General features: G+C 43.1%; 16 protein-coding genes and 1 riboswitch. Of the genes, 9 read left to right on the top strand and 7 right to left on the bottom strand.

Features of this window, described 5'->3' with window-relative positions; translation table 11 throughout:
* The first annotated feature begins 4 nt into the window (after positions 1-4).
* On the top strand, positions 5-2,419 hold the full coding sequence (gyrB, locus tag CTN07_RS15225) for a DNA topoisomerase (ATP-hydrolyzing) subunit B (protein ID WP_036764618.1): 2,415 nt from the start codon (positions 5-7) through the stop codon (positions 2,417-2,419).
* Between the two features lie 47 nt (positions 2,420-2,466).
* On the opposite strand, the gene CTN07_RS15220 is transcribed toward gyrB, so the two are convergent.
* From CTN07_RS15220 to glyQ, 3 genes are all read right to left on the bottom strand, one after another.
* Positions 2,467-3,717 (bottom strand): valine--pyruvate transaminase, encoded by a 1,251-nt coding sequence (locus CTN07_RS15220; RefSeq protein ID WP_005302290.1) that lies wholly within the window; start codon positions 3,715-3,717, stop codon positions 2,467-2,469.
* Positions 3,718-3,938: 221 nt separating this feature from the next.
* Complete coding sequence (gene glyS / locus CTN07_RS15215) at positions 3,939-6,008, bottom strand: glycine--tRNA ligase subunit beta (protein ID WP_005302293.1); 2,070 nt, start codon at positions 6,006-6,008, stop codon at positions 3,939-3,941.
* Between the two features lie 9 nt (positions 6,009-6,017).
* Entirely contained in the window at positions 6,018-6,929 is a 912-nt protein-coding gene (glyQ, locus tag CTN07_RS15210) for a glycine--tRNA ligase subunit alpha (RefSeq protein ID WP_036764621.1), read from the bottom strand.
* Between the two features lie 289 nt (positions 6,930-7,218).
* On the opposite strand from glyQ, the gene CTN07_RS15205 reads away from it, so the two are divergent.
* From CTN07_RS15205 to CTN07_RS15195, 3 genes are all read left to right on the top strand, one after another.
* Complete coding sequence (locus tag CTN07_RS15205) at positions 7,219-7,908, top strand: YiaD family glycine zipper/OmpA-like lipoprotein (RefSeq protein WP_005302299.1); 690 nt, start codon at positions 7,219-7,221, stop codon at positions 7,906-7,908.
* A 105-nt stretch (positions 7,909-8,013) separates the two neighbouring features.
* Positions 8,014-8,191, top strand: a riboswitch (yybP-ykoY riboswitch).
* Between the two features lie 21 nt (positions 8,192-8,212).
* Complete coding sequence (locus tag CTN07_RS15200; RefSeq protein WP_005302304.1) at positions 8,213-8,770, top strand: TMEM165/GDT1 family protein; 558 nt, start codon at positions 8,213-8,215, stop codon at positions 8,768-8,770.
* A 115-nt stretch (positions 8,771-8,885) separates the two neighbouring features.
* The gene (locus tag CTN07_RS15195; RefSeq protein WP_036764623.1) at positions 8,886-9,140 is read left to right on the top strand and encodes a hypothetical protein; all 255 of its coding nucleotides are present in this window, start codon (positions 8,886-8,888) and stop codon (positions 9,138-9,140) included.
* Positions 9,141-9,171: 31 nt separating this feature from the next.
* On the opposite strand, the gene tusA is transcribed toward CTN07_RS15195, so the two are convergent.
* Positions 9,172-9,423, bottom strand: a complete 252-nt coding sequence (tusA, locus tag CTN07_RS15190) for a sulfurtransferase TusA (RefSeq protein ID WP_036765206.1) — start codon at positions 9,421-9,423, stop codon at positions 9,172-9,174.
* A gap of 142 nt (positions 9,424-9,565) precedes the next feature.
* On the opposite strand from tusA, the gene CTN07_RS15185 reads away from it, so the two are divergent.
* Both CTN07_RS15185 and CTN07_RS15180 read left to right on the top strand, forming a co-directional pair.
* Entirely contained in the window at positions 9,566-9,751 is a 186-nt protein-coding gene (locus tag CTN07_RS15185) for a hypothetical protein (protein WP_036764625.1), read from the top strand.
* A 79-nt stretch (positions 9,752-9,830) separates the two neighbouring features.
* Positions 9,831-10,775, top strand: a complete 945-nt coding sequence (locus CTN07_RS15180; RefSeq protein ID WP_005302308.1) for a LysR family transcriptional regulator — start codon at positions 9,831-9,833, stop codon at positions 10,773-10,775.
* Between the two features lie 83 nt (positions 10,776-10,858).
* On the opposite strand, the gene acuI is transcribed toward CTN07_RS15180, so the two are convergent.
* From acuI to fadB, 3 genes are all read right to left on the bottom strand, one after another.
* On the bottom strand, positions 10,859-11,839 hold the full coding sequence (gene acuI / locus CTN07_RS15175; RefSeq protein ID WP_005302311.1) for an acrylyl-CoA reductase (NADPH): 981 nt from the start codon (positions 11,837-11,839) through the stop codon (positions 10,859-10,861).
* Between the two features lie 201 nt (positions 11,840-12,040).
* A complete protein-coding gene (gene fadA / locus CTN07_RS15170; protein ID WP_036765207.1) occupies positions 12,041-13,204 on the bottom strand; it encodes an acetyl-CoA C-acyltransferase FadA in 1,164 nt (387 codons plus the stop codon).
* Positions 13,205-13,214: 10 nt separating this feature from the next.
* Complete coding sequence (fadB, locus tag CTN07_RS15165; RefSeq protein WP_005302316.1) at positions 13,215-15,395, bottom strand: fatty acid oxidation complex subunit alpha FadB; 2,181 nt, start codon at positions 15,393-15,395, stop codon at positions 13,215-13,217.
* 208 nt (positions 15,396-15,603) lie between these two features.
* On the opposite strand from fadB, the gene CTN07_RS15160 reads away from it, so the two are divergent.
* From CTN07_RS15160 to hemG, 3 genes are read left to right on the top strand one after another with little or no spacing between them, the layout of a single operon-like run.
* Positions 15,604-16,221 carry a YigZ family protein gene (locus CTN07_RS15160; protein WP_005302319.1) on the top strand — a complete coding sequence of 206 codons (618 nt, stop codon included), beginning with the start codon at positions 15,604-15,606 and terminating at the stop codon, positions 16,219-16,221.
* A gap of 37 nt (positions 16,222-16,258) precedes the next feature.
* Complete coding sequence (locus tag CTN07_RS15155) at positions 16,259-17,716, top strand: TrkH family potassium uptake protein (RefSeq protein WP_005302321.1); 1,458 nt, start codon at positions 16,259-16,261, stop codon at positions 17,714-17,716.
* Positions 17,717-17,725: 9 nt separating this feature from the next.
* Positions 17,726-18,259 (top strand): menaquinone-dependent protoporphyrinogen IX dehydrogenase, encoded by a 534-nt coding sequence (gene hemG, locus CTN07_RS15150; RefSeq protein ID WP_036764627.1) that lies wholly within the window; start codon positions 17,726-17,728, stop codon positions 18,257-18,259.
* Positions 18,260-18,720: the final 461 nt, after the last annotated feature.

Genomic DNA, 18,720 nt, shown 5'->3' with positions numbered 1-18,720 from the left:
CTCAATGTCCAACAATTACGATTCATCAAGCATTAAGGTGCTTAAAGGCCTCGATGCGGTACGTAAGCGCCCAGGGATGTACATCGGTGATACTGATGACGGTACTGGCTTGCACCACATGGTTTTTGAGGTTGTCGATAACTCAATCGATGAAGCTCTTGCTGGTCACTGTGAAGATATCGTTGTTACCATTTGTGAAGATGGTTCGGTATCTGTAAGCGATGACGGCCGTGGTATTCCAACCGAACTTCACCCAGAAGAAGGGGTATCAGCTGCAGAAGTTATTATGACAGTACTGCACGCTGGTGGTAAGTTCGATGATAACTCATATAAAGTTTCGGGTGGTCTACACGGTGTAGGTGTGTCCGTTGTGAACGCACTGTCTGAAAAAGTGGAATTGACCATTTATCGTCATGGTCATATTCACCGTCAAATCTATCGCCACGGTGTACCTCAAGCACCATTAGAAGTGATTGGTGATACTGATCGTACAGGTACAACCATTCGTTTCTGGCCAAGCTCTGAAACCTTTACTAATACAACATTCCAATACGAAATTTTAGCTAAACGTCTTCGTGAACTGTCGTTCCTAAACTCAGGCGTTTCTATCAAGCTTAACGATGAGCGTGAAGAAGGCAAACAAGACCACTTTATGTATGAAGGTGGTATTCAAGCGTTCGTTGAGCACTTAAATCGCAATAAAACACCAATTCACCAGAAAGTATTCCACTTCAATGTTGAACGAGAAGATGGCATTACGGTTGAAGTGGCAATGCAGTGGAATGATGGCTTCCAAGAGAACATCTACTGTTTCACTAACAACATTCCTCAACGCGATGGTGGTACACACTTAGCTGGCTTCCGTGGCGCGCTGACTCGTACTTTGAATAACTACATGGAAAAAGAAGGTTATTCGAAGAAAGCGAAAGCGGCGACTTCTGGTGATGATGCGCGTGAAGGTCTAACTGCTGTTATTTCAGTAAAAGTTCCTGACCCTAAATTCTCAAGCCAGACTAAAGATAAGCTTGTTTCAAGTGAAGTGAAGTCGGCTGTAGAATCGACTATGGGCGAAAAGCTGGGTGAATTCCTATTAGAAAACCCAGGTGATGCGAAAACAGTTTGTACGAAGATCATCGATGCTTCTCGTGCTCGTGAAGCTGCCCGTAAAGCGCGTGAGATGACTCGTCGTAAAGGCGCATTAGATCTTGCGGGTCTTCCTGGTAAACTTGCTGACTGTCAGGAAAAAGATCCTGCCTTGTCTGAACTTTACATTGTGGAGGGTGACTCTGCGGGCGGTAGTGCTAAGCAGGGTCGTAATCGTAAAAACCAAGCTATCTTGCCACTTAAAGGTAAGATCCTAAACGTTGAAAAAGCACGCTTTGATAAGATGCTATCTTCACAAGAAGTGGCAACCCTGATCACTGCGATGGGTTGTGGTATCGGCCGCGATGAATACAACCCAGATAAATTACGTTATCACAGCATCATTATTATGACCGATGCCGACGTCGATGGTTCGCACATTCGTACGCTACTGTTGACCTTCTTCTATCGTCAAATGCCAGAATTGATTGAACGTGGTCATATCTATATTGCTCAGCCACCGCTTTACAAAGTGAAAAAAGGCAAACAAGAGCAGTACATCAAAGATGATGAAGATATGCAGCAGTTCCAGACTTCGCTTGCGTTAGAAAATGCTGCGCTGTTCACTACTGAAGGTGCGCCAGCAATGGCAGGTCTTGCTCTTGAGAATCTGGTAGGTCAGTACAACAGCACAATGAAGTTGATTGAGCGTATGAGTCGTCGTTACCCAACGCTACTTCTTAATGAGCTTGTTCATCAACCTCGTCTAACGGCTGAGATGCTATCTGATCGTGCACAAGTTGAAGCTTGGGTTACGCCAGTGATTGAAGCGCTTAACGCGAAACAATCAGGTGAAAGTCACTACACATTTGATATTGTTGTTGATAGCGAGAACAATCACTTCTTACCTAAGGTTGTGGTGCGTACTCACGGTGTTGATCATGAGTATCCATTAAGCTTTGAGCTAATTTGCTCTAAAGAGTACAGCAAGTTGGCTGATCTTTCTGAGGTGCTAAATGGTCTACTTGATGATTCGGCTTACGTTCAACGTGGCGAGCGCAAGCAACCAGTAGCAAGTTTTAAAGAAGTTCTAGAGTGGTTAAATAAAGAGTCTCGTCGTGGTCTATCGCTACAGCGCTACAAAGGTCTTGGTGAGATGAACCCAGATCAGCTGTGGGAAACAACAATGGATCCTGAATCTCGTCGTATGATGCGCGTGACTATCAACGATGCTGTTGCTGCCGATGAGTTGTTTACCACTTTGATGGGCGATCAGGTTGAACCTCGTCGTAACTTCATCGAAGCGAATGCTCTAAATGCAAATCTAGACGTATAAGTTTTTGCTTTTATCATAAAAAACGCTGCCAAAAGGCAGCGTTTTTTTTATTGTTCTAAATAGGCTTTTTTAACTTCCTGCGCAATGATATCAATACCTTGTTTCATCACTTCATCATCTTGGACATAGTTCATCCGCAGACACTGATGCTGGTGTTGCCAAGAGTCTTCTAAACCAATAAAGAAATACTCTCCGGGAACAATAAGTACGCCTCTTTGTTTTAAACGACGATACAGCTCTGTTGTGGTAATCGGTAGCTCATCAAACCATAACCATAAGAAAATTGCACCTTCAGGCTTATGGATTCGAAATCTGGGATCTGGAATGGCTCGCTGTAACCAACTGACGGCTTGCGTAGCTTTACGTTGATAGAAAGGCTTTATGACCTGATGACTTAGCGATAGCAGTTCATTGCGCTCAATTAATTTGTGTGCCACCGCAGGCCCCACGCTGCCAGGGGCTAAGTTAAGTACGCCATTCATATTCGCGAGTGCTTGAACTATAGTTTCATTTGCTATCACAATGCCACAACGTACGCCTGGCAAGCCTAATTTTGATAGGCTCATACACAAAATGGTATTGGGGTTCCAAAAGGGTGTCACATCAGCAAAAATGATGTCAGGGAAGGGCATGCCGTAAGCGTTATCAATAATTAAGGGGATATGGTGCTGTTGAGCAAGAGTATCAAGTTTTGCGATCTCTTCATCGGTTAACACATTACCTGTTGGGTTAGTGGGCCTTGAGACACAAATAGCACCGATATCGGGGGTTATTGTTAAGGTTGAAAAGTCGATATGATACTTAAATAGTCCATTATCTAACAAAGTGATCTCAGGGCGATAAGATATAAACATATCATCATGAACACCCGCATCACTATAGCCTATGTATTCAGGAGATAGGGGTAATAGAATCTTCTTATGGCTACCATCTTGATACTTTCCTGCTAATAAATTAAATAAGCTGAAAAAAGCACTCTGACTGCCATTAGTTAGCACAATATTACGTTCACTGATCTCCCAACCATACTGCTGCTTGAGCATAGCTGCCAGTGCGATCAAAAATCGATTTTTTCCTTGCGGCCCATCGTAATTGCTCATCGCTTGCGTTAACTCACTCGATGCGGCCATTTCACTGAGTAATTGAGTGAAATAGGCATTTATTGTTGGTATTTGAGCTGGGTTACCGCCACCTAACATGATGGCATTGGGGTCTTGCAGGCCATCATTTAAGTCATCCATTAACTGAGCAATACTGGAATAGCGAGCGAACTTGTCGCCAAAGGTTGAGAACTCCATGTGTCTTTGCAAACCTCAATGTTTTTATAACCCATCCAATCTAGTGCTGGGGGATTTATGATGTTGTGTTTGCTCAACATACCTTATTGCGGCGAGTGTGAAAAGAGAGCAGAAAAACATCAATAACATTGTTTCACGTGAAACAGTGATGATCAAAGATTAGAGTTTTTTGATGATAAAAAAAGCCCGCACAGAGGCGGGCTTTGTTATATCAATTGAGATTATTTCTGTAGTAGAGAAATATCTGCAACTTGTAGGAACATATTGCGAAGGGCATTAAGCATAGTTAGACGATTTACTTTTAGTTTCTCGTCATCTGCCATAACCATTACGTTATCAAAGAACGCATCAACAGGTTCACGTAGGCTTGCTAGTTCAGTCAGTGCTTGCTGGTAGTTACCCGCAGCGAAAGCTGGCTCTAGAGTTGCTTGCATTGCTGCAATATCAGCGGCAAGTGTTTTCTCTGCATCTTCAACCAGTAGAGCGTTATCCCATTGTGCAGGAAGCTCACCGTCAAATTTCGCTAAGATATTACCAACACGCTTGTTGGCTGCTGCTAGTGATTCAGCTGCATCCAATTCACGGAAGTGAGATACCGCTTTCACTCGTTGGTCAAAGTCAGCAGGCTTGGTTGGATGTAGAGCCAATACTGCTTGAATAACATCAACGCTGAAGCCTTCATCTTGATACCAAGCGCGGAAACGACCAAGCATAAACTCGATAACATCCGACTCAACATTATCGTTACTTAGCTTATCACCGTATAGCTCATGTGCTTTTGCAACAAGCTCAACAAGATCTAAGTTATAGCCTTTTTCAACGATAATACGCAATACACCTAGTGCTGCACGACGTAGTGCAAATGGGTCACTGCCTTTTGGTGCTTGGCCAATACCGAAGATACCTACTAATGTATCTAGCTTATCTGCCATTGCTACTGCAGCAGAAACACCAGTACTTGGTAACTCATCGCCGGCAAAGCGAGGCATGTATTGTTCATTAAGAGCTAATGCTACTTCTTCTGCTTCACCATCGTGGCGAGCATAGTGCATACCCATAACACCTTGAGTATCGGTAAATTCGAATACCATTGAGGTCATTAGGTCACATTTAGATAGCAGACCGGCACGTTTTGCGTTATCAACATCAGCATCGATTTTTGCTGCAATAAAGCCAGCAAGTTCGGTGATGCGATCTGTTTTATCTTTAATAGTACCTAGCTTTTGCTGGAAGATTGCTGTCTCTAGTTGAGGTAGACGATCAATCAGTGGACGCTTGCGGTCAGTATTAAAGAAGAACTCAGCATCAGCAAGACGTGGGCGAACCACTTTCTCGTTACCTGCGATGATTTGGCTTGGATCTTTCGAGATTAAGTTTGATACAAAGATAAACTTAGGAACCAGGTTGCCTTCAGCATCATAAACAGGGAAGTACTTCTGGTCACCTTTCATGGTGTAAACCAGAGCTTCAGCAGGAACAGCTAGGAACTTCTCTTCAAAAGAAGCGGTTAGAACCACAGGCCATTCAACAAGAGAAGTTACTTCTTCTACTAGTTCATCATCAAGGTCTGCGATACCACCTACTTCTTGAGCGGCTTTTTGTGCATCGGCAACAATGATAGCTTTACGAGCTTCGTAATCAGCCATCACTTTACCGCGCTCTTCTAGAATTGCAGGGTACTGATCAGCATTATCGATAGTGAACTCGCTTTCACCCATAAAACGGTGACCACGAATAGTGCGAGCTGAATCCACACCAAGAATAGTGCCTTCAACAAGCTCATCACCAAGCAGCATGGTTAGAGTTTTCACTGGACGAATAAATTGTGTTTCTTTATCGCCCCAACGCATTGGTTTTGGAATTGGTAGCTTAGCTAGTGCATTTGTAGCAAGTTCAGGAAGTAGCGCTTTTGCTTCTTGGCCTTTAACTTCTTGCTTGAACAGTAGCCATTCGCCTTTATCTGTTACCAGACGTTCAGCTTGCTCTACAGTAATACCATTACCACGAGCCCAGCCTTGTGCTGCTTTTGTTGGGTTACCGTCAGCATCAAAAGCAGAAGCGATAGCCGGACCACGCTTTTCTACAATTTTGTCTGGTTGGTTTTCAGCCAGCGCATTAACTTTAAGTGCTAAACGGCGAGGAGCCGCAAACCACTCAATGCCATTGTGCGCTAGATCTGCAGCTTTTAGTTCTGCCTCAAAGTTAGCAGCAAAAGCTTCAGCCAGAGTACGAAGTGCTTTTGGTGGTAGCTCTTCTGTACCTAGCTCAATTAGGAAATTACGTTCTGTCATGACTATCCCTTACTTATCTTTTTTGCACATAGGGAAGCCAAGAGCTTCACGTGATGCGTAATAAGCTTCTGCAACCTGCTTAGTTAGGTTACGGATACGCAGAATGTAGCGTTGACGCTCAGTTACCGAAATTGCTTTACGTGCATCTAATAGGTTAAATGCGTGAGCGGCTTTTAGGATGCGCTCGTAAGCAGGAAGTGGTAGTGGCGTTTCCAACTCAAGCAGTTGTTGACACTCTTTCTCGTTTTGATCGAAGAAAGTAAATAGGAAATCAACATCGGCATGTTCGAAGTTGTAAGTCGATTGCTCAACTTCGTTTTGGTGGAAGATATCACCGTAAGTTACTTTACCTAGTGGGCCATCAGTCCATACTAGGTCGTATACTGAGTCAACACCTTGAATGTACATTGCAAGACGTTCGATACCGTAAGTGATCTCACCTGTTACTGGTTTACACTCTAGGCCACCAACCTGCTGGAAGTAAGTAAACTGAGTTACTTCCATACCGTTTAGCCATACTTCCCAGCCAAGACCCCAAGCACCAAGTGTTGGGTTTTCCCAGTTATCTTCAACAAAGCGGATATCGTGAATTTGAGTATCGATACCAAGTGCTTCTAGAGAGCCAAGGTATAGCTCTTGAATATTATCTGGAGAAGGCTTTAGCATTACCTGAAATTGGTAGTAGTGCTGAAGACGGTTTGGGTTTTCACCATAACGGCCGTCAGTTGGACGACGAGATGGTTGAACGTACGCTGTTGCAATAGGCTCTGGACCTAGAGCTCGTAGACATGTCATTGGGTGAGAGGTACCTGCACCGACTTCCATATCTAATGGTTGTACGATGGTACAACCTTGTTGGCCCCAGTAATCCTGCAGCGCGAGGATCATGCCCTGAAAGGTTTTAATGTCGTATTTATGCATTGTCAGCTTCGCGAGATTAGTGGATTAAAGTAATAACTATCCAGTATACCTTGCATGGCGACCAGCGAGTAGAGTTCGTGGATGTTTTTTATTCATCCCAGCTCGCTTTTGACAAAAATATTGACCAATTTATTTTGATAGATATTGAAATGGTGAATATTTGACAAAATTTTGATGTGATTTGATGGATTGTTGATTAAACTGCCCGCTGTTTTATTGTAGCGTTTATGCTATTAACCTCAGTTTTCTCACGAAAGTGAGAGGGTCGAAAACACGGAATCTATTAATCATGGCTAACAATGTATCTAACGCATCGAACAAGTGGGTGCGCGCTGCAGTGATCTCAGTTATTGCTGCGATGACTATGACTGGTTGTTCAACAGTAAACCCATATACGGGTGAATCACAAACGGCTGACGCAACCAGTGGCTCAATTATTGGTGCTCTTGCAGGTGCAGCAATTGGTGTCGCTTCTTCAAGCAAACACGATCGTGGTAAAGGTGCATTGATTGGTGCTGCATCAGGTGCTGCTCTAGGTGGTGGTATCGGTTATTACATGGATGTGCAAGCGGCAAAACTTCGCAAGCAATTAGCATCTTCAGGTATTACTGTTACACGTAACGGCAATAACATTGTGTTAAACATGCCAAACGAAATTACATTCGGTGTGGATCAAACAACACTAAATCAGCGTGCAATGAATGCGCTACACAATGTTGCACTTGTTGCAAAAGAGTATAACAAGACTCAGCTAAACGTATACGGTTTCACCGATAGCACAGGTGCTGCATCTTATAACCAACGTCTATCTCAAGTACGTGCGGCAGAAGTAGGTAATTACTTAATTCGTCAAGGTGTTGCAGCAAACCGTGTGGTTTCTCAAGGTATGGGCGAAGCAAGCCCTATCGCAACAAACAGTACAGCTGCTGGTCGTGCGGAAAACCGCCGCGTACAGATCGTAATGAGTCCTCTTGGCTAATTGACGAGTTTATTGTGAGAAAAACCGCAGTTGTTAAGACTGCGGTTTTTTTTGCCATAAACATGACCTTTACAGCCAACTATTGGCTTTGATATCATGCTCGCTCCTTTGGGGAGTAGCCTCTAATCTAGTGTTGCAATAAGACTAGAATAGACATTCATCAACATAATTGAAGCAAAATCTTCATGGTGAATGTGACCGTTTTGGGTTTGGCAAGACCATAGGTAAGACCGCATAAACCGGGGTGGGGAGTGCGAGTTTTACTATTGGTTCTAATAATAATTCTCCCCCCAAAGAGCCTGTCGTGAGTGTACTAGCAATATCTATAACAACGGTTGCCTTAGCTGAAATTGGTGATAAAACCCAATTACTCTCTTTAATGCTAGCTAGCCGTTATCGCAAACCTATTCCCATCATTTTAGCGATTTTTGCAGCAACCGTAGCAAATCATGCTTTAGCTGCCTGGCTTGGTGTTGTCGTTGCCGATTACTTAACGCCTCAAATTTTAAAATGGGTGCTAGTGATAAGTTTTATCGCTATGGCGCTCTGGATTTTGGTGCCAGATAAACTTGATGATGAAGAGACTCTGTCTAATCGAGGACCATTTATTGCCAGTTTTATTGCTTTTTTTGTGGCTGAGATTGGCGATAAAACTCAAGTTGCAACAACCATGCTCGGTGCAAAGTATCATGATGCCTTGATGTGGGTGGTTTTGGGAACAACGATTGGCATGCTATTGGCTAATGTGCCTGTAGTATTAATTGGTAAGCTGTCGGCGGATAAAATGCCACTTGGATTGATTCGTAAAGTAACTGCTGCTCTCTTTGTTGTTTTAGCGGTCGCTGCAGCATTGGGGATGTAGCTGTTTCACGTGGAACTGCATCCCTTAGTATAAAATGTGAACCAGTTAATGGAGCAATCAAAACATGCATGCTATGGTGAAGATGACATTGGTAAAGCAATCTTAGGAGGGCCCTATGACCCGCTTTCTTGCAATATCTCCACAGAGTCAGTTTTGGTTGTTTCACTTCGCATTAGCATTAAATATCCTTGGCATGGTGCTGACTGATATGTGGCTACCTATGGTAGTGGGAGCCATTGTCACAACCTATTTATCTATTGATGCTTTGGTGCGGGTTCGGTATGTACTTCCAATGAAAAAAGAGATGCGTGAGCTGCGCCATGAGCTTGAACGGTTACGGAAAGTTGAACAGCAGCATTATGATGAATAACAAAAAGGCAGCTTAAGGCTGCCTTTTACTGTTATGCGCTAACCCCTTTTTGAATAAGGTAGCGATACGGTAGATTTTCTGTATCAGCCGCAACTAAGGTGTGATCCATAAAACGACAAAAGCTCGGAATATCTCGAGTGGTTGATGGGTCATCCGCCAAGACTAATAGGGTTTCGCCATCAGCCATTTTTCTTACTGTTTTACGAACCATCATTACAGGTTCTGGGCAGCGTAATCCTTGTGCTTCTAGGCAATGATTTGGGTTATCAAAAGTTGCAGTCATAATTTTTTGTGCCTCTGTAGCTAAGGGCATCAATAATACTGATGGATAAGAATTAATCAATATCACTTGGCAAAGTGAGAAAAATCACGTAACGTAATTAACAAGTTGTTAACCTTTCTTCTAACGGACTAGGAGGTCAAGGATGCTGACTCAACGAGATAGATTAACCATTTATTGCCTGTTAGGGCTGATCACCTTTTGTACTATCGTTCTTCGTAGCCCACAAGATCTTAATATTTTTGCGCTTGGTGGGTTAATTGCTGCTGCTATTGGTTTGTGGTTTGAACTGGCAGACTCCGATAATGAGGAGGAAGAAGAGGAGTGGTAATACAATAATCAATATATCGTGTTTTTCTGATTATTTCCGCATAATAGAGGCTCAGACCACGACCCTATGAGCCGTTGCTATGGAATTAGAAGAAGTATATCGCCGCGATTTAAACCTATTGGTGGCATTAAAAGTCTTATTAGAAGAATCAAGTGTCAGCAAAGCGGCGGTACGCTTGAATCTAAGTCAATCAGCAATGAGCCGAGTATTGGGTCGACTGCGCCACTTACTCAATGATCCTCTTTTTACTCGTCAAGGACAGCATCTGATCCCCACCCAACGGGCGCTTGAACTTAATGAACAATTGCACGACCCTTTAGAATCTTTACGCATTTTATTAACGCCAAACGACTTTCAACCTGAATTGTGCGATCAGCGTTTTACCATTGCTACAACAGATTATGCGATGCAGACCATTTTGCCTTTTGCTTTACCTCGTATCTATCAAGAAGCGCCTAATATTTCTTTAGAGTTTGCCCCTTTGCAACATGACCATCTATTAGAACAGCTAACAACAGATGGTTGTGATATGGCTATTTGTCGCCCAATTGGCTCCGTTGAACCTCTGAGTTCAGAACACTTAGGCTTAGTGAGTGTTTTCTGTTTGCTTAGCCGTCATCATCCGTTAGCTGATAAACCATTGACGCTATCAGATTACTTAACTTTCCCCCATGCTATGATTGCGATTAGTGATGGGGTAAAAGCGCTGGTGGATGATGCATTACGCGGACATCCCGAGCGTAAAATGGTATTGCGGGCGTATCATTTAGAAGCAGCGCTAGCGATAGTTGAAAGTATGCCGTTAATTATTACCGTTCCGGCTGATTTGGCTTATTTGGTGGCGGAAAAACACAACTTGGTGATTAAACCTCTCCCTTTTGATTTTAAGCCGTTTGATTATTCACTGATTTGGCATCCGCGTTGCGAGCATTCAGCTTCACAATTATGGCTGCGTAATCTCATTAAAGAAGAGTGCAGTCGCCTGATTGATACCCGTATTCACGATATGGGGTTGATGGAGTAAATAGAAAAGACAAAAGCCAGCAGAATAGTATTTCCCACTGGCTTTTGGTAGTCACTCAGTTATTGGTGTTATAGCTTGATTACTTAGAGCTTAATAACAACTCGACCCGTGATTTGTCCGTTAGTAATAGCTTCGGCACATTCAGGTACTTGTTCTAAGGTTACTTCTCGACAAGCTTGTTCAAAGTAACTTGCAGGTAGTAATTCACCTAAACGTTGCCACGCTTGTTGACGCTTCTCAAATGGACACATTACAGAGTCTACGCCAAGAAGTTTTACGTTACGTAGAATAAATGGCATCACTGTTGTAGGTAGATCGAAACCGCCAGCTAGACCACAAATGGCTACTGCACCGTCATAGTTTACTTGTGATAACACTTTAGCCAACATAGTGCTACCAACGGTATCAATCGCACCAGCCCATAGTTGTTTATCGAGTGGACGTACTGGCTCTGCGAATTCACTGCGCTCAACAACGCGGCTTGCACCAAGTTGTTTTAATAGTTCGCCGTTTTTAGCTACACGACCTGTTACTGCCACTACTTGATAACCTAACTGAGAAAGTAGAGTAACGGCAACAGAGCCTACGCCACCACTTGCACCAGTTACGAGAACTTCGCCATCTTGTGGTTTTACACCAGCATCGACTAGTGCTTGTACACACAACATAGCGGTGACACCTGCTGTGCCGATCATCATCGCTTGCTTGCCATCAAAGGCTTGTGGCATAGGAACCAGCCAATCTGCTTTTAGACGAGCCTTTTCTGCCATTCCGCCCCAATGACCTTCACCGACACCCCAACCAGTCAATACCACTTTATCACCAGCTTGGTAGCGGTTGTCATTTGATTGCGAAACCGTGCCGACTAAATCGATGCCTGGAACCATTGGGAATTGACGAACAATACGGCCTTTGCCTGTGATCGCTAAACCATCTTTGTAGTTTAAGGATGAGTAATCAACGTCGATCAGCACATCACCTTCAGGAAGTTGTGATTCATCGAGTTGTTCAATGCTAACTAGGGTTTTTTTGTCTTCTTGATTGAGTACTAATGCCTTAAACATACTTGCTCCACATAATCAGTTAAGGGGCTGTTATTGACTCTAGTGTAGACGCAAATAATCTATGAAGAAAATGAAACTTACTCATTTATTCTATGATTATTGTGCATAAATTAAGCGTAGTATAGAAGAGGGAGCCCATTTTAAGATTAATGGGCTCATGGTTATTTGCAGATGGTTATTACCGTTTGTTTTCCTGTGAGCTTAGACTCGTTCGAATACTGTTGCGATACCTTGGCCAAGACCGATACACATAGTCGCTAAGCCAAATTGAGCGCCTTGTTGTTCCATTAAGTTGATAAGCGTTGTTGAGATTCGTGTACCTGAACACCCTAATGGATGACCCAGAGCAATTGCTCCTCCATTTAGGTTGACCTTTTCGTCCATCATATCCAGCAAACCAAGCTCTTTAACACAAGGGAGAGACTGAGCGGCGAAGGCTTCATTAAGTTCAACAATATCAATATCTTTCATGGTTAATCCTGCTCGTTGCAATGCTTTCTGACTGGCTGGAACAGGGCCAAATCCCATGATGGAAGGATCGCATCCTGCAATAGCCATCGATTTGATACGAGCGCGAATTGACAAGCCGAGTTGGTTTGCTTTTTCTTCGCTCATAATTAGCATCGCACTGGCACCATCGGATAGGGCCGATGAGCTGCCTGCCGTTACCGTTCCATTAACAGGATCAAAAACAGGGCGCAGTGCTGAAAGTGATTCGATTGTGGTTTCAGGGCGGATGACCTCATCTTGAGTTAGTTTAATTAAATTACCTTGGCTATCGTGGCCTAACGTTGGCAATATCTCATGACAGAACCGACCTTCAATCGTGGCAGCATGAGCTCTTTGGTGAGATCGCGCAGCAAAGGCGTCTTGCATTTCTCGGCTTATTCCATACATTCGACCGAGCATTTCCGCTGTTAACCCCATCATGCCAGCCGCTTTTGCTACGGTTTTACTTAATCCAGGATGAAAATCGACCCCATGATTCATTGGGACATGACCCATATGTTCAACGCCGCCAACCAAACAGATATCACCATCACCAACCATAATCGAGCGAGTAGCATCATGTAAGGCTTGCATTGAAGAGCCACAAAGACGATTAACTGTAGTTGCACCAACCGTATGGGGGAGGTCTGCGAGTAGAGCTGCATTTCGGGCAATATTAAATCCTTGTTCTAGCGTCTGTTGCACGCAGCCCCAATAGATATCTTCGATCTGTTCTGGTTGCAGTTGCGGATTACGCTCTAATAACCCAGACATTAAATGGGCTGAGAGATCTTCGGCACGGACATGACGAAAAGCGCCTTGTTTCGAGCGACCCATTGGAGTTCGAATGCAATCGACAATAACGACATTATTCATCATAAATCCCTCATCCTTGAGTGTGTAAATTCAGTGTGCTGTTTGGTTTCGGATAGTAGGTTTGTTGTTTTTTCGCCATCTCTTGCAAACTGCTAGGTACTGAGTAAAGAGTCCCCAGTTGCTGATATTGCTTGGTGAGGCGCAAGTAATTATCTAAGCCTAAGTTATCAAGGTAGCGGAAAACCCCTCCAATAAATGGAGGAAATCCTAAACCATAAATGAGCGCCATATCCCCATCGGCTGGATCGGCAATAATTTGCTGCTCCAGACACAGAACGACTTCATTGATCATTGGGATCATCATACGTTCCATGATCTGCTGATCGCTAAGATCGAGTGGTTGTTGGCAAAGAGAGTTGAGTAATTGAGTGACTTCGGGAGCTAGAGTTTTCTTCGGTTTCCCTTTTTTATCTAATTGATAGTTATAGAATCCAGAACCATTTTTTTGTCCAAAACGTTTATTTTCAAACAGCACATCAATAGCATCTTTGTGTACTTTAGCCATTCGATCTGGATACCCTTCGGCCATTACCGCTTGGGCATGATGGGCAGTATCAATACCGACAACATCTAATAAGTAAGCCGGACCCATAGGCCAACCAAATTGGCGCTCCATAATTTTATCAATACGCTGAAAATCAATGCCGTCATTAACCAATTGGCTAAAAGCAGCAAAGTAAGGAAACAGAACGCGGTTAACGAAAAATCCAGGACAATCATTGACGACAACAGGCGTTTTCCCCATCTGTTTGGCATAGCTGACCACTTGCTGAATGGTTTGTTCTGAAGTGGCCTTTCCTCGAATAATTTCAACTAGAGGCATCTTATGTACTGGATTGAAGAAATGCATGCCACAAAATTGTTCTGGACGAGTTAATCCTTGCGCTAACAGATCAATCGGTATGGTTGAAGTATTAGATGTTAGTACGGTTGTGGCGGGAGTAGCTGCTTCAACCTCCTGTAATACTGCCATTTTAATTTTGGGATTTTCAACAACCGCTTCAACTATGATCTGAGGTGTCTGTTGTGGATAAGATAAGGTTGGGTTAATACGACCTAGGATTTGTGCCATCTTCAGCCCATCAATGCGGCCTCGCTCTAGACGCTTATTGAGTAATTTTGCGGCTTCTGTCATCCCTAAATCTAGCGATGCTGGCGCAATATCTTTCATGGTGACTTGGATACCCTTCACCGCAGACTGATAGGCAATACCTCCTCCCATAATACCTGCACCTAGCACCATGCTATGCTCAATTAAGCTGCTTTCTTTGGCGGCTTTTTTGGCTGCTGCTTTAAGCTTTTGATCTCCTAAAAAGAGCCCTATTAATGCTTGGGCTTCACTGGATTTCGCTAGTTTTACAAAGTTTGTGCTCTCAATCTGCAGTGCTTCTGCTCGGCTGAGTTGCGCCGCATTTTCAATGGTTTTTACTGCCATCATAGGTGCGGGATAGTGGGGACCTGCTAGCTTGGCAACCATGGCTTTTGCTGTGGTAAAGCTCATCATTGCTTCGGTATGGTTTAAAGCGAGCGGCTGCTGTTTTTGACTACGGCGAGGTTGCCAGTTAATCGTAGTATCAATGGTATTGTGCAGTAAATTGAGCGCCGATTGATGGAGATTTTCTGTATCCACAATAGCATCAAGGAGGCCCATTTTTAGCGCTTGAGATGCTGTTTGCTCTTTTCCTGTGGTGATGATTTCCATTGCGCTATCAGCACCAATTAAGCGAGGCAAACGCACGGTACCCCCAAACCCTGGCATGATCCCCAATTTGGTTTCAGGTAGACCGATTTTGGTTGTTGGGGTGCCGATACGAAAATCACAAGCCAATACACACTCACACCCACCACCTAATGCATAACCGGAGATGGCAGACACAGTAGGCACGGGGATATCTTCAAGCTTATTAAAAATACTGTTAGCGTAATTCAACCATTGCAACAGCTCTGGTTCTGATTGTGCAAAGAGGCCGAGAAATTCTGTGATATCAGCCCCAACAATAAAGCTGTCTTTGCTTGAGGTAAGTAAAAGACCTTTGAGGTCGGGTTGTTGATATAGGGCGTTGAGGGCTTGGTTTAAGCTTTCTAATGTGGCGAGATCGAATTTATTGATAGAGCCTGAAGCATGTAAACACAGTTCAGCAATACCGGGTTCAATGTAGTCCACATAGAGGGTTTCACCTTGATAAATCATGTTCTATCTCCATGAAGCTCGATTTTTATCGAATCTTATTAACTGGTTTGACCTGTCCTAGGTTAAAAATTAGTCTGGACCCAAAATAAAACTATTTCAATACTATTTTTAAACATTTGTTTAACTTTTGCTGTTTCATTGAGGTGATAAGAGTTGTTTAAAAATATGGTACTCTAGCCAGAGTTTGTTTTAGTTAGTGAGCAACGTTATGAATTCTGAGCCTTATTGGGTTCCAGCTGATGCGGTTGTATTTGAAGAAGAAATAAAAAAAAGTCGCTTTATTACCTATCTTGCCCATACGCCAAATATTGAAGCTGCCAAAGCTTTTGTTAACCATATAAAAGAGAAGCACCATGATGCTCGTCATAACTGTTGGGCTTTTGTTGCTGGCCGACCAACCGATTCGATGAAGTGGGGCTTTAGTGATGATGGTGAACCATCGGGAACAGCAGGGAAACCTATCTTGGCTCAGCTTACTGGTTCTAATGTCGGTGAAATCACAGCTGTTGTGACTCGTTATTATGGCGGTATTCGATTAGGTACTGGTGGTCTAGTCAAAGCTTATGGTGGTGGTGTTCAGCAAGCACTTGCTCAACTGATAACGCAAGAGAAAGTCATGACGGCCATCGTCACCTTATGCTGTGATTATAATCAAGTTTCTTTGGTCGAATCCCTACTTAATGAGCACAGTGGTGTACAGTTAACTGCTGATTATCAAACCCAAGTTTCTATGGCCTTAGAGCTTGATCAACGAGAAGTTTCAGCTTTTTGCGCTAAATTGGTTAATCGCAGTGGTGGGCGTATCCAACCCGTCACCGCCGATTAATCTATTACTTATTGCTTAGGATGAGAGCCTTTAGGCTATGCAATTTCGTTCAATTATCCGTATTGTAGGGCTATTGCTCGCATTTTTTAGTGTCACCATGTTAGCTCCTGCGTTAGTCGCCTTAATTTATCGCGATGGTGCTGGTGTTCCTTTTATTGTGACCTTCTTTTTACTGTTTGCTGGTGGGGCAGCGTTATGGTTTCCTAATCGACGTCACCGCCATGAATTAAAAGCGCGCGAAGGTTTTTTAATTGTTGTGCTTTTTTGGGTAGTTATTGGTAGCGCCGGTGCGGTGCCTTTTATTCTTTCTCATACACCCGATCTTTCGGTTACCGACTCCTTTTTTGAATCCTTTTCTGCCCTAACAACAACAGGGGCAACGGTCATCGTTGGATTAGATGCTTTACCTAAAGCGATTTTATTTTATCGCCAGTTTTTACAATGGTTTGGTGGGATGGGAATCATCGTTCTTGCTGTTGCTGTTCTTCCTGTTTTGGGGATCGGTGGTATGCAGCTATATCGAGCGGAAATTCCAGGGCCTGTAAAAGACAGTAAGATGACGCCGCGAATAGCAGAAACGGCGAAAACACTCTGGTTTATTTATTTAGCTTTAACCGTGAGTTGTGCCTTAGCCTTTTGGGTCGCAGGTATGACTCCATTTGATGCAATTGCTCATAGTTTTTCGACCATAGCTATCGGCGGTTTTTCTACTCACGATGCCAGTATGGGTTACTTTAATAGCCCAACAATTAATATGATTACCATGGTTTTTCTATTGATATCAGCCTGTAATTTCTCGCTTCACTTTGCAGCCTTTGCTAATGGCGGGATTAGATTACGAACGTATTGGCGCGATCCTGAATTTAGAGCGTTTCTATTTATTCAATTGATGCTCTTTGTGATTTGTTTTGCCATCTTAGTTAATCACCATTCGTATGACTCTTATTATCAGGCAATGGATCAGGCGTTATTTCAAACGGTATCTATTTCGACCACGGCTGGCTTTACGACGACTGGATTTGCTGATTGGCCTCTATTTTTACCTGTGCTGCTTCTGTTCTCTTCTTTTATTGGCGGCTGTGCCGGTTCGACTGGCGGTGGAATGAAAGTGATTCGAATGCTGTTACTTTCCTTGCAAGGTGTGCGAGAGCTAAAACGTTTGATTCACCCAAGAGCGGTATACACCATTAAATTAGGTAAAAAAGCATTGCCGCAGCGGGTCGTTGATGCAGTGTGGGGATTCTTCTCTGCCTATGCTTTAGTCTTTGTCGTCTGTATGCTGGCATTAATCGCAACTGGGCTTGATGAGCTGACATCATTTTCAGCCGTTGCCGCCACATTAAATAATTTGGGACCAGGGCTTGGAGAGGTTGCAGTTCATTTTGGCGAGATTAATGATCCTGCTAAATGGATTTTGGTTGTTGCGATGCTATTTGGTCGTTTGGAAGTCTTTACGCTGTTGGTTTTGTTTACCCCGACATTCTGGCGTAATTAAGGAGTTATCATGAAGAAGAAGCTATTAATGCTTTATTCTAGTCGTGAAGGTCAGACGTTAAAAATCCTTCATTATATAGAGAAAGAGTTGGGGGATGGATTTCAGTGCGAAGTTCGAGATCTTCATGCTCAACCTAATGTTAATTGGTCTGAGTATGATCAGATTATTATCGGTGCTTCCATTCGCTATGGTCACTTTAATAAACTCTTGTATCAATTTATTGAACGTAACCAAGTTGAATTAAAAAGAGCGGGCGCCAGTTTTATCTGTGTGAATCTTACCGCACGTAAAGAAGGCAAAGATACACCACAAGGCAGTGCTTATGTTCGTAAGTTTCTGCAAAAGTCACCATGGCAGCCTGAACAGATTGCGGTTTTTGCTGGAGCTCTTCGTTATCCTCGTTATCGCTGGTTTGATCGGCTAATGATTCAATTGATTATGAAGATTACAGGAGGAGAAACCGATACGACGAAAGAAGTGGAATACACCAATTGGCAAAAAGTCAGTGAGTTTGCGAGTGGAATTGCCGCAAAAAAAGGATAAAAACATCGTTTGGATGAAAACTTGAGCGAACGTTTTGTTTTTCATGAAAAAACCAATTTTTAAGCTTGCTTTGACGATCGATTTCTCTATAATGCCTCCTCACCAACGGGGAGCCGGCATTAGAAAGATGTGGCAATGAAACGTTGGAGCTAGTTCAAAAAGTTGATTGAAAATAAGTGTTGACACTTAATTTAATTTGCGTAGAATTGGCAGCCTCTTCAGTAATTGAGTTTAACGCTAAGTTATTGAAGATATTGTTCTTTAACAATTTGACCATGCAATCTGTGTGGGCACTCGTGAAATGATTTAGTCTAAAAGATTTAATCAATGAAAATGAGTGACCAAGTGATACGTAAGTATCAGCACAGTCAATTCATTCATCATTTATGATGAATTAACAGTATTCATTGAGCCGTATCGTTAGATACAACAAAACTTTAATTGAAGAGTTTGATCATGGC

The organism is Photobacterium damselae (assembly GCF_003026815.1).
GTDB lineage: Bacteria > Pseudomonadota > Gammaproteobacteria > Enterobacterales > Vibrionaceae > Photobacterium > Photobacterium damselae.
Note: the sequence above shows the minus strand (reverse complement) of the source record. Positions and strands in the feature narration are given on the sequence as shown.